At 66.7% G+C, this 19,477-nt stretch carries 16 protein-coding genes; 14 read left to right on the top strand and 2 right to left on the bottom strand.

Annotated elements, in window-relative coordinates; all coding sequences use genetic code 11:
• Positions 1-73 precede the first annotated feature (73 nt).
• From xerD to ACSX1C_RS00435, 5 genes are all read left to right on the top strand, one after another.
• The gene (gene xerD, locus ACSX1C_RS00415) at positions 74-970 is read left to right on the top strand and encodes a site-specific tyrosine recombinase XerD (protein ID WP_439887754.1); all 897 of its coding nucleotides are present in this window, start codon (positions 74-76) and stop codon (positions 968-970) included.
• A gap of 91 nt (positions 971-1,061) precedes the next feature.
• A complete protein-coding gene (locus tag ACSX1C_RS00420; RefSeq protein ID WP_439887755.1) occupies positions 1,062-1,787 on the top strand; it encodes a DsbC family protein in 726 nt (241 codons plus the stop codon).
• Positions 1,788-1,898: 111 nt separating this feature from the next.
• Positions 1,899-3,203, top strand: a complete 1,305-nt coding sequence (locus tag ACSX1C_RS00425) for a homoserine dehydrogenase (protein ID WP_439887756.1) — start codon at positions 1,899-1,901, stop codon at positions 3,201-3,203.
• Positions 3,204-3,215: 12 nt separating this feature from the next.
• Positions 3,216-4,625, top strand: coding sequence for a threonine synthase (gene thrC, locus ACSX1C_RS00430; protein ID WP_439887757.1), 1,410 nt, complete (start codon positions 3,216-3,218; stop codon positions 4,623-4,625).
• A gap of 134 nt (positions 4,626-4,759) precedes the next feature.
• Positions 4,760-5,023, top strand: a complete 264-nt coding sequence (locus tag ACSX1C_RS00435) for a hypothetical protein (RefSeq protein WP_439887758.1) — start codon at positions 4,760-4,762, stop codon at positions 5,021-5,023.
• Between the two features lie 21 nt (positions 5,024-5,044).
• Here the strand turns inward: ACSX1C_RS00435 and ACSX1C_RS00440 are convergent, their stop codons facing one another.
• Both ACSX1C_RS00440 and ACSX1C_RS00445 read right to left on the bottom strand, forming a co-directional pair.
• Positions 5,045-5,305, bottom strand: coding sequence for a hypothetical protein (locus tag ACSX1C_RS00440; protein WP_439887759.1), 261 nt, complete (start codon positions 5,303-5,305; stop codon positions 5,045-5,047).
• Between the two features lie 19 nt (positions 5,306-5,324).
• On the bottom strand, positions 5,325-6,521 hold the full coding sequence (locus ACSX1C_RS00445) for a CaiB/BaiF CoA transferase family protein (RefSeq protein WP_439887760.1): 1,197 nt from the start codon (positions 6,519-6,521) through the stop codon (positions 5,325-5,327).
• Positions 6,522-6,782: 261 nt separating this feature from the next.
• Here ACSX1C_RS00445 and bacA point away from each other — a divergent pair, with 261 nt between their 5' ends.
• The 9 genes from bacA (at position 6,783) to gtfA (ending at position 19,412) form a co-directional block, all read left to right on the top strand.
• Complete coding sequence (gene bacA, locus ACSX1C_RS00450) at positions 6,783-7,403, top strand: biofilm formation regulator BacA (protein ID WP_439887761.1); 621 nt, start codon at positions 6,783-6,785, stop codon at positions 7,401-7,403.
• Positions 7,404-7,415: 12 nt separating this feature from the next.
• Positions 7,416-8,111 carry a PspA/IM30 family protein gene (locus ACSX1C_RS00455; protein WP_439887762.1) on the top strand — a complete coding sequence of 232 codons (696 nt, stop codon included), beginning with the start codon at positions 7,416-7,418 and terminating at the stop codon, positions 8,109-8,111.
• 55 nt (positions 8,112-8,166) lie between these two features.
• A complete protein-coding gene (locus tag ACSX1C_RS00460; RefSeq protein ID WP_439887763.1) occupies positions 8,167-8,805 on the top strand; it encodes a hypothetical protein in 639 nt (212 codons plus the stop codon).
• Positions 8,806-8,842: 37 nt separating this feature from the next.
• Positions 8,843-10,906, top strand: coding sequence for a hypothetical protein (locus ACSX1C_RS00465; RefSeq protein ID WP_439887764.1), 2,064 nt, complete (start codon positions 8,843-8,845; stop codon positions 10,904-10,906).
• A gap of 77 nt (positions 10,907-10,983) precedes the next feature.
• The gene (locus ACSX1C_RS00470; protein WP_439887765.1) at positions 10,984-11,223 is read left to right on the top strand and encodes a hypothetical protein; all 240 of its coding nucleotides are present in this window, start codon (positions 10,984-10,986) and stop codon (positions 11,221-11,223) included.
• A gap of 152 nt (positions 11,224-11,375) precedes the next feature.
• The gene (locus ACSX1C_RS00475) at positions 11,376-16,622 is read left to right on the top strand and encodes a DNA repair ATPase (protein ID WP_439887766.1); all 5,247 of its coding nucleotides are present in this window, start codon (positions 11,376-11,378) and stop codon (positions 16,620-16,622) included.
• Positions 16,623-16,672: 50 nt separating this feature from the next.
• Complete coding sequence (locus tag ACSX1C_RS00480; protein ID WP_439889457.1) at positions 16,673-17,170, top strand: rhomboid family intramembrane serine protease; 498 nt, start codon at positions 16,673-16,675, stop codon at positions 17,168-17,170.
• Positions 17,171-17,863, top strand: a complete 693-nt coding sequence (locus tag ACSX1C_RS00485; RefSeq protein ID WP_439887767.1) for a phospholipase D-like domain-containing protein — start codon at positions 17,171-17,173, stop codon at positions 17,861-17,863.
• Positions 17,864-17,969: 106 nt separating this feature from the next.
• Complete coding sequence (gtfA, locus tag ACSX1C_RS00490) at positions 17,970-19,412, top strand: sucrose phosphorylase (RefSeq protein WP_439887768.1); 1,443 nt, start codon at positions 17,970-17,972, stop codon at positions 19,410-19,412.
• The last annotated feature ends 65 nt before the right edge of the window (positions 19,413-19,477 follow it).

Consider the following 19,477-nt stretch of genomic DNA (forward strand, 5'->3'; position numbering starts at 1 on the left):
GCGAGGCGCTGGTCGTACTTGCCCAGGCTGTGAAAGACTAGCGTGCTTTCAGGCACTGCCATAGCTCTCTTCCATGCCCGCCATAGACCACCCGCTGATCGACCGCTTCCTCGAGGCCCTCTGGTTGGAAAAAGGCTTGTCCGAGCACACCCGGGCGGCCTACCGCAGCGACCTGGCGCACTTCAATGGCTGGCTGGAGGCGCGAGGACTGTTGCTGGAACGGGTTGGGCGCGAAGCCGTGCTCGATCACTTGGCCTGGCGTCTGAACGAGGGTTACAAGGCGCGTTCCACCGCGCGCTTCCTCTCCGCCGCGCGCGGCCTCTATCGCTTCCTCTTGCGCGAGGGGGTGGTCGCCATCGATCCGACCCTGCAGGTGGACCTGCCCCAGCTAGGCCGACCCCTGCCCAAGTCCCTCTCCGAGGCCGACGTCGAGGCGCTGCTGGCGGCCCCCGAACTGGACGACCCGCTCGGCCTGCGCGACCGTGCGATGCTCGAGGTGCTCTATGCCTGCGGCCTGCGGGTCAGCGAACTGGTCGGCCTGACCCTGGAGCAGGTCAACCTGCGCCAGGGGGTGCTGCGGGTCTTCGGCAAGGGCAGCAAGGAGCGCCTGGTGCCCCTGGGGGAGGAGGCGATCGCCTGGATCGAGCGCTACGGCAAGGAGGCGCGGCCGCTGCTGCTCGGCGGCAAGCCGAGCGATGTGCTGTTCCCCAGCCTGCGCGGCGAGCAGATGACCCGGCAGACCTTCTGGCACCGCATCAAGCTCCAGGCCCGGGTCGCCGGTATCGCGGCGGCGCTGTCGCCGCACACCCTGCGCCACGCCTTCGCCACCCATCTGCTCAACCACGGCGCCGACCTGCGCGTGGTGCAGATGCTGCTGGGGCACAGCGACCTGTCGACCACGCAGATCTATACCCATATCGCCCAGGCGCGCTTGCAGGCGCTGCACGCCACGCACCACCCGCGCGGCTGAGATGGCCGTCGGGCTGTCGCCGTCTGCCTTTCGGGGCTTCTATGGTAGGCTGTGCCGACCTTCGTTTGATCGTCGCTTGACAGGAGTTTCCATGCGTCTGACCCGCATCACTGCGGCTGTGGCCCTTGCCCTGGCCAGCACCCTTAGCCTGGCCGCGGAGCCCGACCAGGCGATCCGTCAGAATCTGCTGTCGATCCAGCCCGAAATGCCGATCGAGGCCATCGCCGAGAGCCCGATGCCGGGGCTGTATCAGGTCCAGCTCAAGGGCGGTCGTCAGCTCTATGCCAGCGCCGACGGCCAGTTTGTCCTGCAGGGCTACCTCTATCAGTTCAAGGACGGTCAGGTGACCAACCTGACCGAAGAGCAGGAAAGTCGCGCCATCGCCCAGCAGATCAATGGCATACCATCCAAGGAGATGGTGGTGTTCGCACCCGAGGCGCCCAAGTCTCATATCACCGTGTTCACCGACACCGACTGCGGCTACTGCCAGAAGCTGCACAGCGAGGTGCCGGAGCTCAACCGCCTCGGCGTCGAGGTGCGCTATCTCGCCTTCCCGCGCCAGGGTCTGCAGGGCGCGGCGTACAAGGAGCTGGTCAGCGTCTGGTGCGCCAAGGACCGCAAGGCGGCGATGGACCTGGCCAAGGCGCGCCAGGATGTGCCCGAGGCCCAGTGCGACAACCCGGTGGCTCAGCAGTACGCCCTGGGGCAGATGATCGGCGTCAACGGCACGCCGGCCATCGTCCTGGCCAACGGCAAGCTGATCCCGGGCTACCAGCCGGCGCCGCAGCTGGCCCAGCAGGCGCTGGAGGCCAAGTAGTTCCGGGCCTGTGGCCGATTGACTAATAAACGGCCGCTTCGTAAGGTGCGGCTCTTTCGACGGCCGGGGCTCGCCCCGGCCGTTTTATGCAGTGCAGATGGGGAGTTCAGTGTGAAACCGGTCAAAGTAGGCATCTGTGGGTTGGGCACCGTCGGCGGCGGCACCTTGAATGTTCTCAAGCGCAACGCCGAGGAAATCGCGCGTCGCGCCGGTCGCGGTATTGAAATTGCCCAGATCGCCATTCGCTCGCCCAAGCCTCAGTACGACACGACCGGCATCAGCATGACCCAGGATGTTTTCGAACTGGTCGACAACCCCGAGATCGAGGTCGTCATCGAGCTGATCGGCGGCTATACCCTGGCCCGTGAGCTGGTGCTCAAGGCCATCGACAACGGCAAGCACGTGGTCACCGCGAACAAGGCGCTGATCGCCGTGCATGGCAACGAGATCTTCGCCAAGGCCCGCGAGAAGGGCGTGATCGTCGCCTTCGAGGCGGCCGTGGCCGGCGGCATCCCGGTGATCAAGGCGATCCGCGAGGGCCTGGCCGGCAACCGCATCAACTGGCTGGCCGGCATCATCAACGGCACCGGCAACTTCATCCTCAGCGAGATGCGCGAGAAGGGCCGGGCCTTCGAGGACGTGCTCAAGGAGGCTCAGGCCCTGGGCTACGCCGAGGCCGACCCGACCTTCGACGTCGAAGGCATCGATGCCGCGCACAAACTGACCATCCTCGCCTCCATCGCCTTCGGCATCCCGCTGCAGTTCGACAAGGCCTACACCGAGGGCATCACCCGGCTGACCACCGCCGACGTGGGCTACGCCGAGGCCCTGGGCTACCGCATCAAGCACCTGGGCGTGGCGCGCAGCACCGCGGCCGGCATCGAGCTGCGCGTGCATCCGACCCTGATCCCGGCCGATCGCCTGATCGCCAACGTCAACGGCGTGATGAACGCGGTCATGGTCAACGGCGATGCGGCAGGCTCGACCCTGTTCTACGGCGCCGGCGCCGGCATGGAACCGACCGCCTCCTCGGTGGTGGCCGACCTGGTCGACGTGGTCCGCGCCCTGACCACCGACCCGACCAACCGCGTGCCGCACTTGGCGTTCCAGCCGGATTCGCTGTCCGATCATCCGATCCTGGCGATCGATGCCTGCGAGAGCGCCTACTACCTGCGCATTCAGGCCAAGGACCATCCGGGCGTGCTGGCCCAGGTGGCGAGCATCCTCTCGGCGCGCGGCATCAACATCGAGTCGATCATGCAGAAGGAAGTCGAGGAGCACGACGGCCTGGTGCCGATGATCCTGGTCACCCATCGGGTGGTCGAGGCGCGCATCGACGAGGCGATCGCCGCCCTGGAGGCGCTGGACGACGTGGTCGGCAGCGTCGTGCGCATCCGTGTCGAGCAACTGGTCTGAGGTAAGAAAGTCATGCGTTATATCAGTACCCGCGGCCAGGCCCCGGCCCTCAACTTCGAAGACGTCCTGCTGGCCGGCCTGGCCAGCGACGGCGGCCTCTACGTGCCGGAGAACCTGCCGCGCTTCACCCAGGAGGAGATCGCCTCCTGGGCCGGCCTGCCCTACCACGAGCTGGCCTTCCGGGTGATGCGCCCGTTCGTCGCCGGCAGCATCGGCGATGCCGATTTCAAGAGGATTCTCGAGGAAACCTACGGCGTGTTCGCCCACAACGCCGTGGCGCCGCTGCGCCAGCTCAACGGCAACGAGTGGGTGTTGGAGCTGTTCCACGGCCCGACCCTGGCGTTCAAGGACTTCGCCCTGCAGCTGCTCGGCCGCTTGCTCGACCACGTGCTCTCCAAGCGCGGCGAGCGCGTGGTGATCATGGGTGCGACCTCGGGGGATACCGGCTCGGCCGCCATCGAGGGCTGCAAGGCCTGCGAGCACGTCGACATCTTCATCATGCACCCGCATAACCGGGTGTCCGAGGTGCAGCGCCGGCAGATGACCACCATCCTCGGCGAGAACATCCACAACATCGCCGTGGAAGGCAACTTCGACGACTGCCAGGAGATGGTCAAGGCCAGCTTCGCCGACCAGGGCTTTCTCAAGGGCACCCGCCTGGTGGCGGTCAACTCGATCAACTGGGCGCGGATCATGGCCCAGATCGTCTACTACTTCCATGCCGCCCTGCAGCTCGGCGGGCCGGCCCGCTCGGTGGCCTTCTCGGTGCCGACCGGCAACTTCGGGGACATCTTCGCCGGCTACCTGGCGCGCAACATGGGCCTGCCGATCAGTCAGCTGGTCGTGGCGACCAACCGCAACGACATCCTGCACCGCTTCATGAGCGGCAACCAGTATGTGAAGGACACCCTGCACCCGACCCTGTCGCCGTCCATGGACATCATGGTCTCCTCGAACTTCGAGCGCCTGCTGTTCGACCTGCACGGCCGCAACGGCGCCGCCATCGCCGGCCTGATGGACACCTTCAGGCAGGGCGGCGGTTTCAGCGTCGAGGAAGACCGCTGGACCGAGGCGCGCAAGCTGTTCGACTCCCTGGCGGTGGACGATGCGCAGACCTGCCAGACCATCGCCGAGGTGTACGCCGAGTGCGGCGAGCTGCTCGACCCGCACACCGCGATCGGCGTGCGCGCGGCGCGCGAGTGCCGGCGCAGCCTGGCGGTGCCGATGGTCACCCTGGGCACCGCGCATCCGGTCAAGTTCCCCGAGGCGGTGGAGAAGGCCGGCATCGACGCGGTTCCGGCCCTGCCACCGCACCTGGCCGACCTGTTCCAGCGCGAGGAGCGCTGCACCGTGCTGGCCAACGACCTGAAGACCATTCAGGGCTTCGTCGCCCAGCACGGCAATCGCGGCAAGCCGCTCTAGGCCCGGGCCTGGCTCGACGCAGCCCGGTGTCGCCTCTGGCGGCGCCGGGCTGTTGCGTTTCTGCCCCCGCGAGCGGCAGAGGCCGGCATGGCCGGCTAGGCTCAGGATGTAGCCACGAGGGTGCGAGGCGGGCCATGAATCGACGACGCGATGAGCTGCCGCCCGAGGTGCTGGAGGCATTGCGGCGGGGGCGCAAGATCGAGGCGATCAAGCGCTTGCGAGAGGCGCGCGGGCTCGATCTGCGCGAAGCGAAACAGGAGGTGGAGGCCTTTCTGCAGGTGCATCCCGAGCTGTTCGTGACGAGTCATTCGCCCCGTCACCGCCACGGCCTGGTGTTCTGGCTGTTGCTGAGTCTGCTGCTGGGGGTAGTCCTGCTGCTGTTCAGTCGCCGGCTCTAGCTGTGGGGGGGGGGCTTCGCGTCAGTCGACCAGCAGCAGGTAGGCCAGGCCCATCAGCAGGATCAGGATCAGCCAGATCAGGGCGTTCAGCTTGCTGGAGGCCACCACGCCGGGCCCGCGCAGGGGAATCGGCGGGTTGTCTTCCAGGTAGCGGTCGATCTGGGCTTCGGCCTCCTCGGCGCCGATGGTCCGGTGCGCGCGCAGCAGGGCGATGGCCCTCGCCCGCTGGCCGGCGCGCAGTGCCCGGCGCACGTCTTCCGGCAGCGGCTGTTCGGCCTGCATGACGCCCTCCCGGTCGCCCTCAGACGGCGCCGTTGCGGCGCAACTCGGCGACCTGCTCTTGGTCATAGCCTAGCTCGGCGAGCAGGGTGTCGGTGTGTTCGCCGAGCTGCGGTCCGATCCACTCCGCCGATCCGGGCGTCTCCGACAGCTTGGGCACGATGCCCGGCATCTTGAACGGCTTGCCGTCCGGCAGCTTGGCGCTGAGGAACATCTCCCGGGCGAGGAATTGCGGGTCGCCGAGCATGTCCTCGGCCGAGTAGATGCGGCTGGCCGGCACCTCGGCGCGGTTCAGGGTCGCCAGCACCTGCTCCAGCGGCAGCGTGCCGACCCAGCGGTCGATCACTCCGTACAGCTCGTCGCGGCGCGCGTCGCGGCCGTCGTTGCCGGCTAGCTGCGGATCGTCTGCCAGGTCGTCGCGGCCGATGGCGCGCATAAAGCGCTGGAAGATGGCGTCGCCGTTGGCGCCGATCTGCACATGCTTGCCGTCGGCGCTGGTGTGGATGGAGGAGGGGGTGATGCCCGGCATGATGTTGCCGCTGCGCTCGCGGATGAAGCCGAACACGTCGAACTCCGGCACCATGGACTCCATCATGGCGAACACCGCCTCGTACAGCGCCACGTCCACCACCTGGCCCTGGCCGCCGTTCACCTCGCGATGGCGCAGGGCCATGAGCGCGCCGATCACCCCCCACAGCGCGGCGATGGAGTCGCCGATGCTGATGCCGGTGCGCACCGGCGGACGATCCTCGAAGCCGGTGATGTAACGCAGCCCGCCCATCGACTCGCCCACCGCGCCGAAGCCCGGCTGGTCCTTCAGCGGGCCGCTCTGGCCGAAGCCGGACAGGCGCACCATCACCAGCCTGGGGTTGAGTGCGTGCAGCACCTCCCAGCCCAGACCGAGCTTCTCCAGTACGCCGGGGCGGAAGTTTTCGATCAGGATGTCCGCCTCCGCCAGCAGCTTCTTCAGTACCTCGCGGCCGGCCTCGTGCTTGAGGTTGAGGGTGATCGACTGCTTGTTGCGCGCCTGCACGAACCACCACAGCGAGGTGCCCTCGTACAGCTTGCGCCACTTGCGCAGCGGGTCGCCGCCGTCGGGCGACTCGACCTTGATCACCTCGGCGCCGAACTCGGCGCAGATGCGCGCGGCGAAGGGGCCGGCGATCAGGCTGCCGAGTTCGATCACTTTCAGGCCGGCGAGGGGTTTGCTGGTGGGCATGGAGGCTCCTTTGCGACGAGGTTGGCGCTTTTGCGCCTTGGGTTGCCAGAGTATCTGCGGTTAAATCCTCGGACGAAAGGATGCGCGTGCTTCGCTCTCGGACCAGGATGGCTCCCTCTCTTTGTCGTTCGCCTTGTTTCCCGCTCTTCGGCAATGCCGGCTGGGCGGCGAGATCCGCTCGTGCATCCCCTCGTGATGCGTCTGAAAAATTTCACATGTGATGAGTTGATGTATTACATGTGATGATCTAGTCTCGCTCCCATGGAAAGCAAATCCTCAGCCCACTACCAGCGCCTCTTTCGTCAGCGCCTGCGCGAGCAGGGATTGGTGAAGAAGGAGGTTTGGATACTGCCCGAGCATGCGCCGCTCCTCGCGGCGTTCGAGCGCAAACTACGTCAGCCTCGCCCGAGGCTGGATGCAATGGAGAAGGAGGGAGCTATGAGCATGCCCCAGGTGTGGAACGCGCAGGCGCTATACGACGCGCTGGCCGCGACGGAACTGTTCAAGGAAGGGCGGGCGGCCATCGAGCTGATCCAGGGCGCCGACCCCAGCCTGCATATCACCATGCGCGAGTACGGCGACCTGCCGCTGTTTGTGGCGGTGGTCGGCGAGCAGATTGTGGTCGAGGCGCTGCTCTGGTCGGTCGACGAGGTGCGTGACGTGGCCGCCTTCAACGAGGAGGTGCTGCGCAGCCACAAGCTGTTCCCGCTGTCGTGCATCGGCCTGGAGACCCTGCCGGACGGCCAGGAGTGTTACACCATGTTCGGCGCGCTGAGTGCCACCTCGATCCTCACCAACGTAGTGCTGGAGATCGAGCTGCTGGCGGACAACGTGATCAAGGCCACCGAAGCCTATGAGGGCTTCCTCAAGGTCGCCGCCTAAGGAGGGTTTGTCATGAACGTATGGAGCAAGCTGCTCACCGCCCTGCGCGGCGGTGCCAACGAGATGGGCGAGGCCGTGGTCGACAGCCAGGCGCTGCGCATTCTCGACCAGGAAATCCGCGACGCCGATCTGGAGTTGCGCAAGTCCAAGGAGGCCCTGGCCGAGATCATGGCCAAGCAGAAGCTGGCCGCCGAGCGGGCCGAGAAAGGCACGACCAAAGTCGCCGAGTACGAGCAGTACGCACTCAAGGCCCTGGACAGCGGCAACGAGGTCCTGGCCCGCGAGGTGGCGGCGAAGATCGCCAACCTGGAGGCCGAGTTGGCCGGCGAGCGCGAGCAGGCCGCGGCCTATGCCGCCAGCGTGGCCCAGCTGCGCCAGGCGGTGAGCCAGGCCGAGGCCAATATCAAGCGCCTCAAGCAGCAGGTGGACACGGTCAAGGCCACCGAGAGTGTGCAGAAGGCGCAGATGGCCGTGGCCCAGCGCTACGGCGGCTCCCAGGCCAAGCTGCATACCGCGGTGGAGTCGCTGGAGCGGATCAAGCGGCAGCAGGCCGAGCGTGCGGCGAAGATGGAAGCCGCCGCCGAGTTGGCCGAAGAGGTTTCCGGCGAGGACTCCCTGGAGGCCAAGCTGCGTGCCGCCGGCATCAAGGCCGACGACGCCAGTGCCGACAGCGTGCTGGCACGCCTTAAGGGTAAAGCCAAGGCCTGAGCGTTACGGGAGGAGCCTGCGGGCTCCACCCCCTCGATTCAGGGATAGGGACACCATGGAAAACTTCCTGCTCGCCTCTTTTGCCTTCCCCACCGTCATCTTCAGCTTCCTGCTGTGCGTGGCGGTCCTGTACTGGTGCGTCGCCGCACTGGGCATCCTCGAGGTCGATTTGCTCGATATCGAGGCCGACTCCACCCTGGACTCGGTGCAGCCGGAGGGATTGGCCGGCCTGTTGCTCAGGCTGGGCCTGAACGGTGTGCCGGTGACCCTGGTGCTGACCCTGCTGTTCTTCTTCGCCTGGATGGCCAGCTACTTCGTCGAGTTGCTGCTGCTGCGCCATCTGCCGCTGGGCGTCCTGCGCTATCCGCTGGGATTGCTCATGGCGTTCGCCGCGCTGGTGGTCGCGGTTCCGGTCAGCGCGGCGCTGTGCCGGCCACTGCGCCCGCTGTTTCGCAAGCTCGAGGCCACCAGCAGCAAGTCGGTGCTGGGGCAGACCGCAGTGGTGCGCAGCGGCCGGGTCACCCCCAGCCAGGGCGAGGCGCTGCTGGAGGATGGTGGCGCGGGGCTGATCCTGCGCGTGCGCGCCGAGGAGGCGCGTGGTTTCAAACGTGGCGACCGTGTCGTGTTGCTGGAGTACCTGGAAGGCGAGCACGCCTACCGGGTCATTACCGAGGACGAGTTCAAGGGCCTCTGAGCCCGGCTCAACCCAGAATCAAAGGAGATTGATCGCAATGAGCCTCGAGCTACTGATGCCCTTCCTGACCGGTGTGGGTCTGTTCTTTCTGCTGATATTCGGCTTCTTCGTGCTGTTCAAGGCCTTCTATATCAAGGTCCCCCAGGGCACGGCGCTGATCGTCAACGACATGTCCTCGACACCCAAGGTGCATTTCACCGGGGCCCTGGTGTACCCGGTGATCTACCTCAAGGAGTTCATGCGCATCTCGCTGATCACCCTGGAGGTGGATCGTCGCGCCAAGGACGGCCTGATCTGCAAGGACAACATGCGCGCCGACATCACCGTCGCCTTCTACCTGCGGGTCAACGAGACCCAGGAGGACGTGCTCAAGGTGGCCAAGGCCATCGGCGTGGACCGCGCCTCCGACCGCGCGGCGGTCGACGAGCTGTTCAACGCCAAGTTTTCCGAGGCACTGAAGACCGTCGGCAAGCAGTTCGACTTCGTCCAGCTGTTCGAGAACCGCCAGGAGTTCCGCGACCGCATCGTCGAGGTGATCGGCAACGACCTCAACGGCTACGTGCTGGAAGACGTCGCCATCGACTACCTGGAGCAGACCGCGAAGAACTCCCTGGACCCGAGCAACATCCTCGACGCCGAGGGCATTCGCAAGATCACCCAGCTGACCGCCGCGCAGAACGTCATCACCAACGAGTTGGAGCGCAACGAAGAGCTGGCGATCAAGAAGAAGAACGTCGAGACCCGCGAGGCCACCCTGGCCCTGGAGCGCCAGCAGGCCGATGCCGAGGCGCGGCAGAAGCGCGAGATCGAGACCATCCGCGCCCGCGAGGAAGCCGAGACCATCAAGGTCAAGGAAGAGGAGCGCCTCAAGGCCGAGCAGGCGCGCATCCAGTCGCAGCAGGAAATCGACGTGCGCGCCGAGAACCATCAGCGCGAAGTGGAGGTGGCCCAGCAGAATCGCCAGCGTGCGGTGGTCATCGAGGTGGAGAAGGTCACCCGGGCCAAGGACCTGGAGGTGGTCGCCCGCGAGCGCGAGGTGGAGCTGCAGCGCATCGAGGCCGAGAAGGCCCTGGAAGAGCAGCGCAAGAACATCGCCAACGTGATCCGCGAGCGCGTCGCCGTGGAGAAGACCGTGGCCCAGGAAGAAGAGCGCATCAAGGAAGTCCGCGAGGTCTCCGAGGCCGAGCGCGCCAAGCAGGTCATCGTCCTGCAGGCGCAGGCCGAGGCGGAGCAGGAGCTGGTGCGCCAGGTCAAGCAGGCCGAGGCCGACGAGACCCGTTCCAAGCATAAGGCGGTGGAAATCAACACCCTGGCCCAGGCCGAGCTGGAAGCCGCGGCCAAGCAGGCCGAGGCCAAGAAGCGCATGGCCGAGGGTATCGAGGCCGAGCGCGCGGCGCCGGGCCTGGCCGACGCCCGGGTGCTGGAAGTCACTGCCGCGGCCAAGGAGAAGGACGGCCTGGCCGCCGCTCGCGTCAAGGCCGAGCAGCTGATCGCCGAGGCCAAGGGCGAGCAGGAGAAAGGTCTGGCCGAGGCCCGCGTGCTGGAAGCCCAGGCCGCCGCCAAGGAGAAGGACGGCCTGGCCGAAGCCAAGGTACTGGAAGAGAAACTGGGCGCCCAGGCACGCGGCGAGCAGCAGCTCGGCACTGCCAAGGCCCAGGCGACCAAGGACCAGGGCAGCGCCGAGGCGGACATCCTGCTGCAGCGCCTGAATGCCGAGGCCGAAGGTCTGGGCAAGAAGTTCGGTGCCCTCGACGCCTTGAGCGACAGCGCTCGCCAGCACGAGGAGTTCCGCATGCAGTTGGAGAAGAGCTTCGAGGAGGCCATGGCCGCCATCGCCGCCAACAAGGACATCGCCAAGGACCAGGCCGAGGTGCTCGCCACCGCTCTGGGCAAGGCGAAGATCGAGATCGTCGGCGGCGAGGGCGACTTCTTCAACTCCTTCGCCAAGTCGCTGTCGGTGGGCAAGGCCATCGAGGGCGTGGTCGGCAAGAGCCCGGTGGTACAGGACGTGCTGGCCCGCCTGCTCAACGGCAAGTCGCCAGCCACTTCGGCCGTTGCCGAGCGCAAGCTCGACGGCGAGGCGCCGGCCGCCGGGGCCTGATTTACCTGTACTACGCAGCGGACGTGCTGTCCGCTGCGCCATCTCTCAATGCAACGCTAAGTAGACAGGGAATGCTTATGTCCGAATCAAGAGATTATCTGGAGATGTCCTTCCGTTCGATCCAGTGCTTCGCCAACGATGGCCGCCTGGATGTGCAGGAGTTGGGCTCGCTGCTGGACATCGCCGAGCGCGATGGCGTGATCGACGACAACGAGATTCGGGTGCTGAAGAAGATCATTGCCCACATCAAGCCGGAAGAAATCGATCAGCCCATGCAGGACAAGATCGCTCAGGTCATGCAGAAAATCGGCGCCTGAATGACGCCCAGGCGGCCTTGCGCCGCATGAGCCGTCGGATTTGCTCGTCGACGGCTTGCGGAGCTCGCCCGAGCTCCTGATCCACTCGCTAGTTCAGTCACGCTCGGTTGGGCGCCATCGCCTGCACCCAGGGCAGATCCAGGAAGGTCACGATGTCGGACGCACAAACACAGGACGTATTGGACCAGGCCGTCGCCCAGGGCGGCGCCTACGAGGTGCTGCACAAGCGCCTGCACGAGCAGGGCCAGCGCCTGCGGCAGACCGCCGAGAGCCTCAACCAGCAGCGCCTGACCGAGTTCGGCAGCAGCCAGATGGAGGTGGTCGGGCGGGTGCGCATCCGCACCGAGAACAACTGCATCGCCCGCGACATCGTGCAGGTCGGCGACTGCCTGCTGTTCGGCTACAACGTGTTCCTCGGCCTGAAGAAGGAGACCCGCGTCGAGGACGTGTTCTCCCTCTATCGCCTCATCGAGCAGGACGAGGGCTACGAGGCCGAGCCGGTGGCGCTGGAGGGCAGCTTCCTGGCCCAGGCCAGTTTCGTCGCCGACTTCAACGAGCTGTACAGCTACTACAAGAACACCCGCCTGCTGCAGCTGGTGGTGCGCGACGGCAAGCTGCTGGCCAGCTTCCAGATCGGCGAGCGCATCAGCGACATCCGCGTGTTCCGCTGGTCGGTGTCGGTCGACGGCAAGGACGTGCGCTATATCGACAACCGCGGCGAGCGCGACATCGCCCTGCCGGCGCCCTTCGACTTCGAGTGGACCAAGGCCACCCGCGAGATGGTGGTCGAAGGCCGCCACCCGCACCTGAATATCCTCGACACCCTGTTCGTCGAGACCATCGGCGGCGACCTGACCATCAAGGTCGAGAACAACACCGAGACCGGTCTGGGCATCTACCGCGAGGAAGTGCTGGACAAGACCCAGTCCCTCGACGATGGCCAGATCGAGTTCGCCCGGGTCGGCAGCCTGCTGCTGCTGAAGATCCTGCCGTACCGCGAGGAGCAGTGGCGCTACCTGGTGTACAACGGCCTCACCGCCAAGGTTGAGCGCATCGACGCCATCGGCCTGGCCTGCGTGCAGCTGCCGGAAGACCACGGCATCATCTTCCCCGGCGGCTACTACCTGCAGAGCGGCGAACAGAAGACCTTCGAGCAGTCCATGGACGGCATGCGCTTCAAGCGCGCCGTGCGCTCGCCCAACGGCGAGGACGTGCAGTACATCTTCTACCACCCGGAGCAGGGCCGTTCGGTGCTGCTCACCTACAACCTGATCAACCGCCAGCTGCAGAACCCGATCTTCGGCCACGGCTATGCGCGCCTGGAGGACGGGCGCACGGTGATCTTCGCCGCCGAAGGCGAGGAGCCGACCCGCATCCACCCGATGCAGATCTGGCAGACGCCGTTCTGCAGCGAGGAGTTCGCCGCCCGCCAGCCGCCGCGCTCAGGCTTCCTCGGCAAGATCGGCAACGCCGAGCTGGTGCGTGGCGTGTCCGACCTCTACGACCTGTGCCGCGAGATCGACACGCCGCAAGTGTCGGTGCAGCGCTACGGCCTGTTGTGCCAGAACACCCGGCGCCTGTTCGATGCCTACCACTGGCTGGGCAGCGAGCAGCTGGCCGGCCTCGCTCCATTGCTGCGCGAGATCGCCGCCACCGCCGAGCTGGTGCTGGACGAATACGAGAAGGTCGAGAGCATCCGCAAGCAGTCGGCGCAGGCCATGAGCGATGCCGAGAGCCGCCACAAGGCGCTGCTCGACGCCCTGCTGCCGGACAGCTGGGACCAGGTGCAGAGCTTCGTCGACGGCCTCAACGGCATCACCGCCCAGCGCGGCCTGCTGCTGACCATCCGCGAGTACCGCTACATCGACATCGCCCGCCTGGATGCCATGGAGGCCGAGCTGCTGGCCGCCCAGGAGCGCACCGCCGCGGCTACTGCCAGCTTCCTCGCCAGCGAGGCGGCGTTGCAGCCCTTTGTCAGCCGCCTACAGGCGCTCGACGAGCAGGCGCAGAAGGCCGAGAGCGTGGCCCAGCTGAGCGAACCGCTGGGCGAGCTGCAGACCATGGCCGCCGACCTGGACATGCTGTCCAGCCTGATGGCCTCGCTGAAGATCGACGACGCCACCCAGCGCACGCGCATCGTCGAGTCGATTTCCGAGATTTACGCCCGCCTCAACCAGGCCAGGGCGCGCGCCGAGCAACGGCGCAAGGGCCTGGGCTCGGCCGAGACCGTGGCGCAGTTCGGCGCCCAGTTCAAACTGTTCAGCCAGGGCATCACCAACGCCCTCGGCCAGGCCCAGGACCCGGAGCGCTGCGACGAGCAGCTGGCGCGCCTGCTGGTGCAGCTGGAGGAACTGGAGAGCCAGTTCGGTGACCAGGAGCAGTTCCTCGGCGACATCCTGGCCAAGCGCGAGGAGCTGCTGGAAACCTTCGAGGCGCACAAGCAGGCGCTGCTCGACGAGCGCCAGCGCAAGGCGCAGAGCGTGCTGGACGCGGCCAAGCGCATTCTCGACAGCCTCGGCCGGCGCACCGCCAAGTTCACCCAGGCCGAGGAGCTGAATGCCTTCTTCGCCGCCGACCCGCTGATTCTCAAGCTGCGCGAGATGACCGAGCGTTTGCGCGAGCTGAAGGACAGCGTCAAGGCCGACGACATCGAGGCGCGCCTCAAGGGCGCGCGCGACCAGGCGGTGCGCGCCCTGCGCGACAAGAGCGAGCTGTTCGAGGAGGGCGGCAACGTCATCAAGCTCGGCCCGCGCCATCGCTTCAGCGTCAACACTCAGGAGCTGGACCTGACCCTGCTGCCGCGCGGCGAGCAGCTGTACCTGCACCTGACCGGTACCGATTTTCTCGAACCCCTGGCCAATGCCGAGCTGGAGGCGCTGAGGCCGTTCTGGCAGGTGGCGCTGGAGTCCGAATCCGAGCAGCTGTACCGCGCCGAATACCTGGCCGGCGAAGTGCTGGCCGCCGCCGATGGCGGGCGCGAGGGGCTGAGCATCGAGCGCCTCAAGCCGTTGCTGGCGCAGCCGGACGAGCTGGCCAGGCTGATCCGCGATTTCGCCGCGCCGCGTTACAAGGAAGGCTACGAGAAGGGCATCCACGATCACGATGCCGCGGCGATCCTGGCGGCCCTGTTGCCGTTACGCGACAGCGCCGGGCTGCTGCGCTATGGCGCCGAGGCGCGGGCACTGGCCTGTCTGTTCTGGGACCTGCAACGCGAGAGCGAAAGTGCCGCGCAGTGGCCGCAGCGGGCACGTACCAGCCGGCATATCCAGCAGCTGTTCGGCCAGGACAGCGGGCTGCGTCAGCTGCAGGGCGAGGTAGCCATGGCGCTGCAGGCCTTCCTCGCCGAGCAGCCGCTGGGCCTGAGCGAGGCGGTGACCGGCGAGGCGGCCGAGTACCTGGTGCAGGAACTCTCCGCCGAGCGCATCGAGTTCGTTTTCAGCAAATACGCCAAACAGTTGCTGGAAGGCCTCAAGCTGCGCCTGCAGGGCGCACGCATGTGGGACGACTACCAGCAGGCCCTGGCCAAGCTCGACGGCCGCCCGGCCGCGCAGTGGGCACTGGCGGGCAACTGGCTGCAGGGGCTCTGCGCCCAGGACGAATTTGCCGCGCTGCACGGCTACGTGGCCGAGGCCACGGCCCTGGCGCTGCTGGACGCCGGCTTCCCCGGCCGCGCCAGCGAGGTGGACCTGCGCTTCACCGTCACAGGCTTGATGGGCGAGCACGCGCGCATCCGCGAGCACCAGCTGGTGCTCGCGGTGGACGATTTCTTCGCCCGCCTGCGCAAGCATCGCGAGCAGTTCCTGCCGGGGCTGCAGCGCTACCAGGCGCTGCGTCAGGAGGTGATCAACCGCGAGCGCGAGGCGCTGCGCCTGGCCGAGTTCAAGCCCAAGCCGCTGAGCTCCTTCGTGCGCAACAAGCTGATCAACGACGTGTATCTCGGCGTGATCGGCGACAACCTGGCCAAGCAGATGGGCACCGCCGGGCAGAACAAGCGTACCGACCTGATGGGCCTGCTGATGCTCATCTCGCCGCCCGGCTACGGCAAGACCACGCTGATGGAGTACGTGGCGCACCGCCTGGGCCTGATCTTCATGAAGATCAACGGCCCGGCCCTCGGTCACGAGGTGCGCTCCATCGACCCGGCCCAGGCGCCGGACGCCACCTCGCGCCAGGAGCTGGAGAAGCTCAACCTGGCGCTGGAGATGGGCAACAACGTGATGCTCTATGTCGACGACATCCAGCACACCCACCCGGAGTTCCTGCAGAAATTTATCTCGCTGTGCGATGGCACCCGGCGCATCGAGGGCGTGTGGAAGGGCAAGACCAAGACCTACGACATGCGCGGCAAGAAGTTCTGCGTGGTGATGGCGGGCAACCCCTACACCGAGTCCGGCGAGGTCTTCAAGATTCCGGACATGCTGGCCAACCGCGCCGATATCTATAACCTCGGCGACACCCTCGGCGGCATGCAGGAGGCCTTCGCCCTGTCCTACATCGAGAACGGCCTGACCTCCAATCCGGTGCTGGCGCCGCTGGCCACCCGCGACATGGCCGACGTCTACCGCTTCGTCGCCAAGGCCGAGGGCAAGCCGTTCTCCGCCAACGAGCTGAGCCACGGCTACAGCGGCGCCGAGGTCAACGAGATCGTCGGCACCCTGCAGCGCCTGATGCAGGTGCGCGACGTGGTGCTCAGGGTCAACCAGCAGTACATCGCCAGCGCCGCCCAGGCCGACCACTACCGCAGCGAGCCGCCGTTCAAGCTGCAGGGCAGCTACCGCAACATGAACAAGATGGCGGAGAAGATCAGCTCGGTGATGAACGACGCCGAGCTGCTGCAGCTGATCGCCGACCACTACCAGGGCGAGTCGCAACTGCTCACCACCGGCGCCGAGGAGAACCTGCTCAAGCTGGCCGAGCTGCGCGGCAACATGACCGCGGAGCAGGGCGAGCGCTGGGCGCAGATCAAGCGCGACTTCCTGCGCAATAAGGCCATGGGCGGCAGCGACAGCGATGTCGGTGCCCGCGTGGTGGCCCAGCTCAACGACTTGGTCGAAGGCATCCGCGCCCTCGGCGGCAATCTGCAGCGCGAACCGCAGGCCGCACCGCAGGTGCCCTGGGAAGAGCTGCTGGCCGGTCTGGACAAGCTCGGCCAGCTGCGCCCGCAGGTCGAGGTGGCCGTGCAGGCGCCGCCGCAGCCGGGTGTGCAGCTGCTGCTGGAGCGCCTGGCCGAGACCCTGCAGCACAGCTTCCTGCCGCTGATGAACGCCATGGACAAGAAGATCGAGATCGATCTGCGCACCCATAACCGCATGGGCGATATGGCCCAGAGATTACGAGAGTTGGGCCAGTTCCTCGGCGCGCCGCAGGCGCCGCTTGAGCCGGGGTCGGACCGGGCGTGACGGCTTGGCTGGCGCCACGCCTGCAGCTGCTGCTGGGCATCGCAGGCCTGATGCTGGCGCTGCAGGTAGCCAACAGCCTGAGCGGCAATGCCCTAAGCGCCTGGGGCGTGCTGCCCCGGCAGGTGGCCAGCCTGCCCGGCATCCTCTTCGCCCCCTGGCTGCACGCCGGCTGGTGGCATCTGCTCGGCAACCTGTCCGGCCTGCTGCTGCTGGCCTGGCTGGCCATGCTCGATTCGCCCCGGCGCTTCATCGCCGCCAGCCTCTTCATCATCCTCGGCAGCGGCCTGCTGGTCTGGCTGCTGGCCAGGCCTGGCGTGCACCTGGGAGCCAGCGGCTGGCTGTTCGGTCTGTGGGGGCTGCTGCTCGCGCGTGCCTGGTTCGAGCGCAGCTTGGCCAGCCTGCTGATCGCCGCTCTGGTCTTGCTCTACTACGGCGGGTGGTGGTGGGGCCTGCTGCCGCAGCGCGGCGTGTCCTTCGAGTACCATCTGGCCGGCGCCTTCTGCGGCGTGCTCTATGCCGCGCTGTTTCATACCCGAGGGAGAAGTTGAATGGATTTCACTGCACTCGACCGCCGGTTGCGCGACAGCCTGGCCGACTTGAGGCTGAGCAACGAGGAACGCGACGAGCTTCGCCAGCTCGGCAGCGACCTGGGCCCGGACCAGGTGCGCTACCTGCGCAACCGCGCCTTCGCCCTGGTGCGTGAGCTGGTGCTCGACCCGGCCAACGCCCAGGCGGCGCTCAAATGGCTGGAGCAGGTGGTCAAGACTCTCGACGTCGTCAGCGCACCGCCGCGACCGACGGTCGCCAGTGCCCACTTCAGCCCCGGCGAGGAGTGCCTGCGCAAGATCCGTGAGCTGTGCCGCCAAGCCAGGCGTTCGGTGGATATCTGCGTCTACACCATTTCCGATGACCGCCTCAGCGAGGAGATCGTCGCCTGCCACCGCCGCGGGGTGACGGTGCGGGTGATCACCGACAACGAGAAGCAGCACGACGAAGGCAGCGACATCGCCTACCTGCGCGCCCAGGGCGTGCCGCTGCGTATCGATGCCGGGCCCTATCACATGCATCACAAGTTCGCCCTGTTCGACGGCCAGTGGTTGCTCAACGGCAGCTTCAATTGGACCCGCAGCGCCAGCACCAGCAATGCCGAGAACCTGCTGGTGATCGGCCATCCGCACCTGCTGTCGGCCTACGCCCGCCAGTTCGACGAACTATGGGCGCGCTACGCCAACAACGGCTGAACCTTCGTCGCGGATCGGGGCTTCGAGCCGCTGCCGGCTTGACGTCTGGGCTCAGCCTGCTTTAACGGACGATAGGGTTTTTCGGCCGGCAGGGGGAGGCGGACGCATGACGTTGCGCAATGCGGTGCAGTTGATCACCTATCCGGATCGTTTCGGCGGCAACCTGGCGGGCCTCTACCAGCTGCTCGACCAGCATCTGGCCGACGCGCTCGGCGGTGTGCACATCCTGCCGCTGTATCCGTCCAACGCCGACGGCGGCTTCTCGCCGCTGACCCACACGGAGGTCGACCCGCGCTACGGCGACTGGGCGGATGTGGAGCGCATCTCGGCGCGCTTCGACCTGTGCGTCGACCTGATCATCAGCCATATAGCCGACGAGTCGCCGCAGTTTCTCGATTTCCTCGCCAATGGCCAGGCCTCGGCCCATGCCGAGCTGTTTGTGCAGGTCGACAAGCTCGGCGAGATCGGCCTGGAAGACCTGGCGAAGATCCATATCCGCAAGGAGAAGGAGCCGTTTCGCCGGGTGCAGTTGGGCGATGGTTCGCAGTGCCGGGTCTGGTGCACCTTCACCGAGCGGCAGATCGACCTGAACTACGAGTCGCCGCAGACCTACCGGCTGATGGAGCAGTACATGGCCTTTCTCGCCGCGCGCGGGGTCAAGCTGCTGCGGCTGGATGCCTTCGGCTACACCACCAAGCGCATCGGCAGCAGCTGCTTTCTGGTCGAGCCGGACGTCTACCGCATCCTCGACTGGTTCCGCGAAACCGGGGCCAAGTACGGCGCCGAGATGCTGCCCGAGGTACACGACCACATCAGCTACCAGTACGCCATCTCGCGGCGCAACATGCGCCCCTATGCCTTCGCCCTGCCGCCGCTGGTGCTGCATGCCTTCCTCGCCGGCAACAGCCGTTACCTCAAGCAGTGGCTGCGCATGTGTCCGCGCAACCAGGTCACGGTGCTCGATACCCACGACGGCATCTGCATCCCCGATGTCGAAGGCGTGCTGCCCGAGGCGGAGATCCGCTACCTGGTGGACGAGGTCTCGACCCGCAGCGCCGACCCGATCATGCGCCGCTCGGCGGTCAACGTGCACAGCGTGGGGGCCATCTACCAGCTGACCTGCACCTTCTACGAGGCGCTGATGCGCAACGACGAGGCCTATATCGCCGCGCGGGCCATTCAGTTCTTCACCCCGGGCATTCCCCAAGTCTATTACGTCGGCCTGCTGGCCGGCTGCAACGACTTCGAGCTGGCCGAACGCAGCGGCGAGGCGCGGGACGTCAACCGCCACCACTACAGCCAGGATGAGGCTCAAGCGGCCCTGCGGCAGCCGGTGGTGCAGCGCCTGCTGGCGCTGATGCGCCTGCGCAACCGGCACCCGGCCTTCGCCGGCCGCTTCGAGCTGATCCAGTCCAGCGACAGCAGCCTGGCCATGGCCTGGCGCCACGGCGAGCATTACTGCCGGCTGCAGGTGGAGCTGAGCACCAGCCAGGCGATCATCCACTACCTGGACCCGATCGACGGCCGCGAGTGGCAACTGCGTTGTTGAGCGCCGGCCCGGCGGCCGGCGTTTCGGGTTAGACTTGCGGCCTTTTCGCCCAGCCAAGAAGCCCG

This window comes from Pseudomonas sp. MBLB4123 (assembly GCF_051904775.1).
Taxonomy (GTDB): domain Bacteria; phylum Pseudomonadota; class Gammaproteobacteria; order Pseudomonadales; family Pseudomonadaceae; genus Aquipseudomonas; species Aquipseudomonas benzenivorans_B.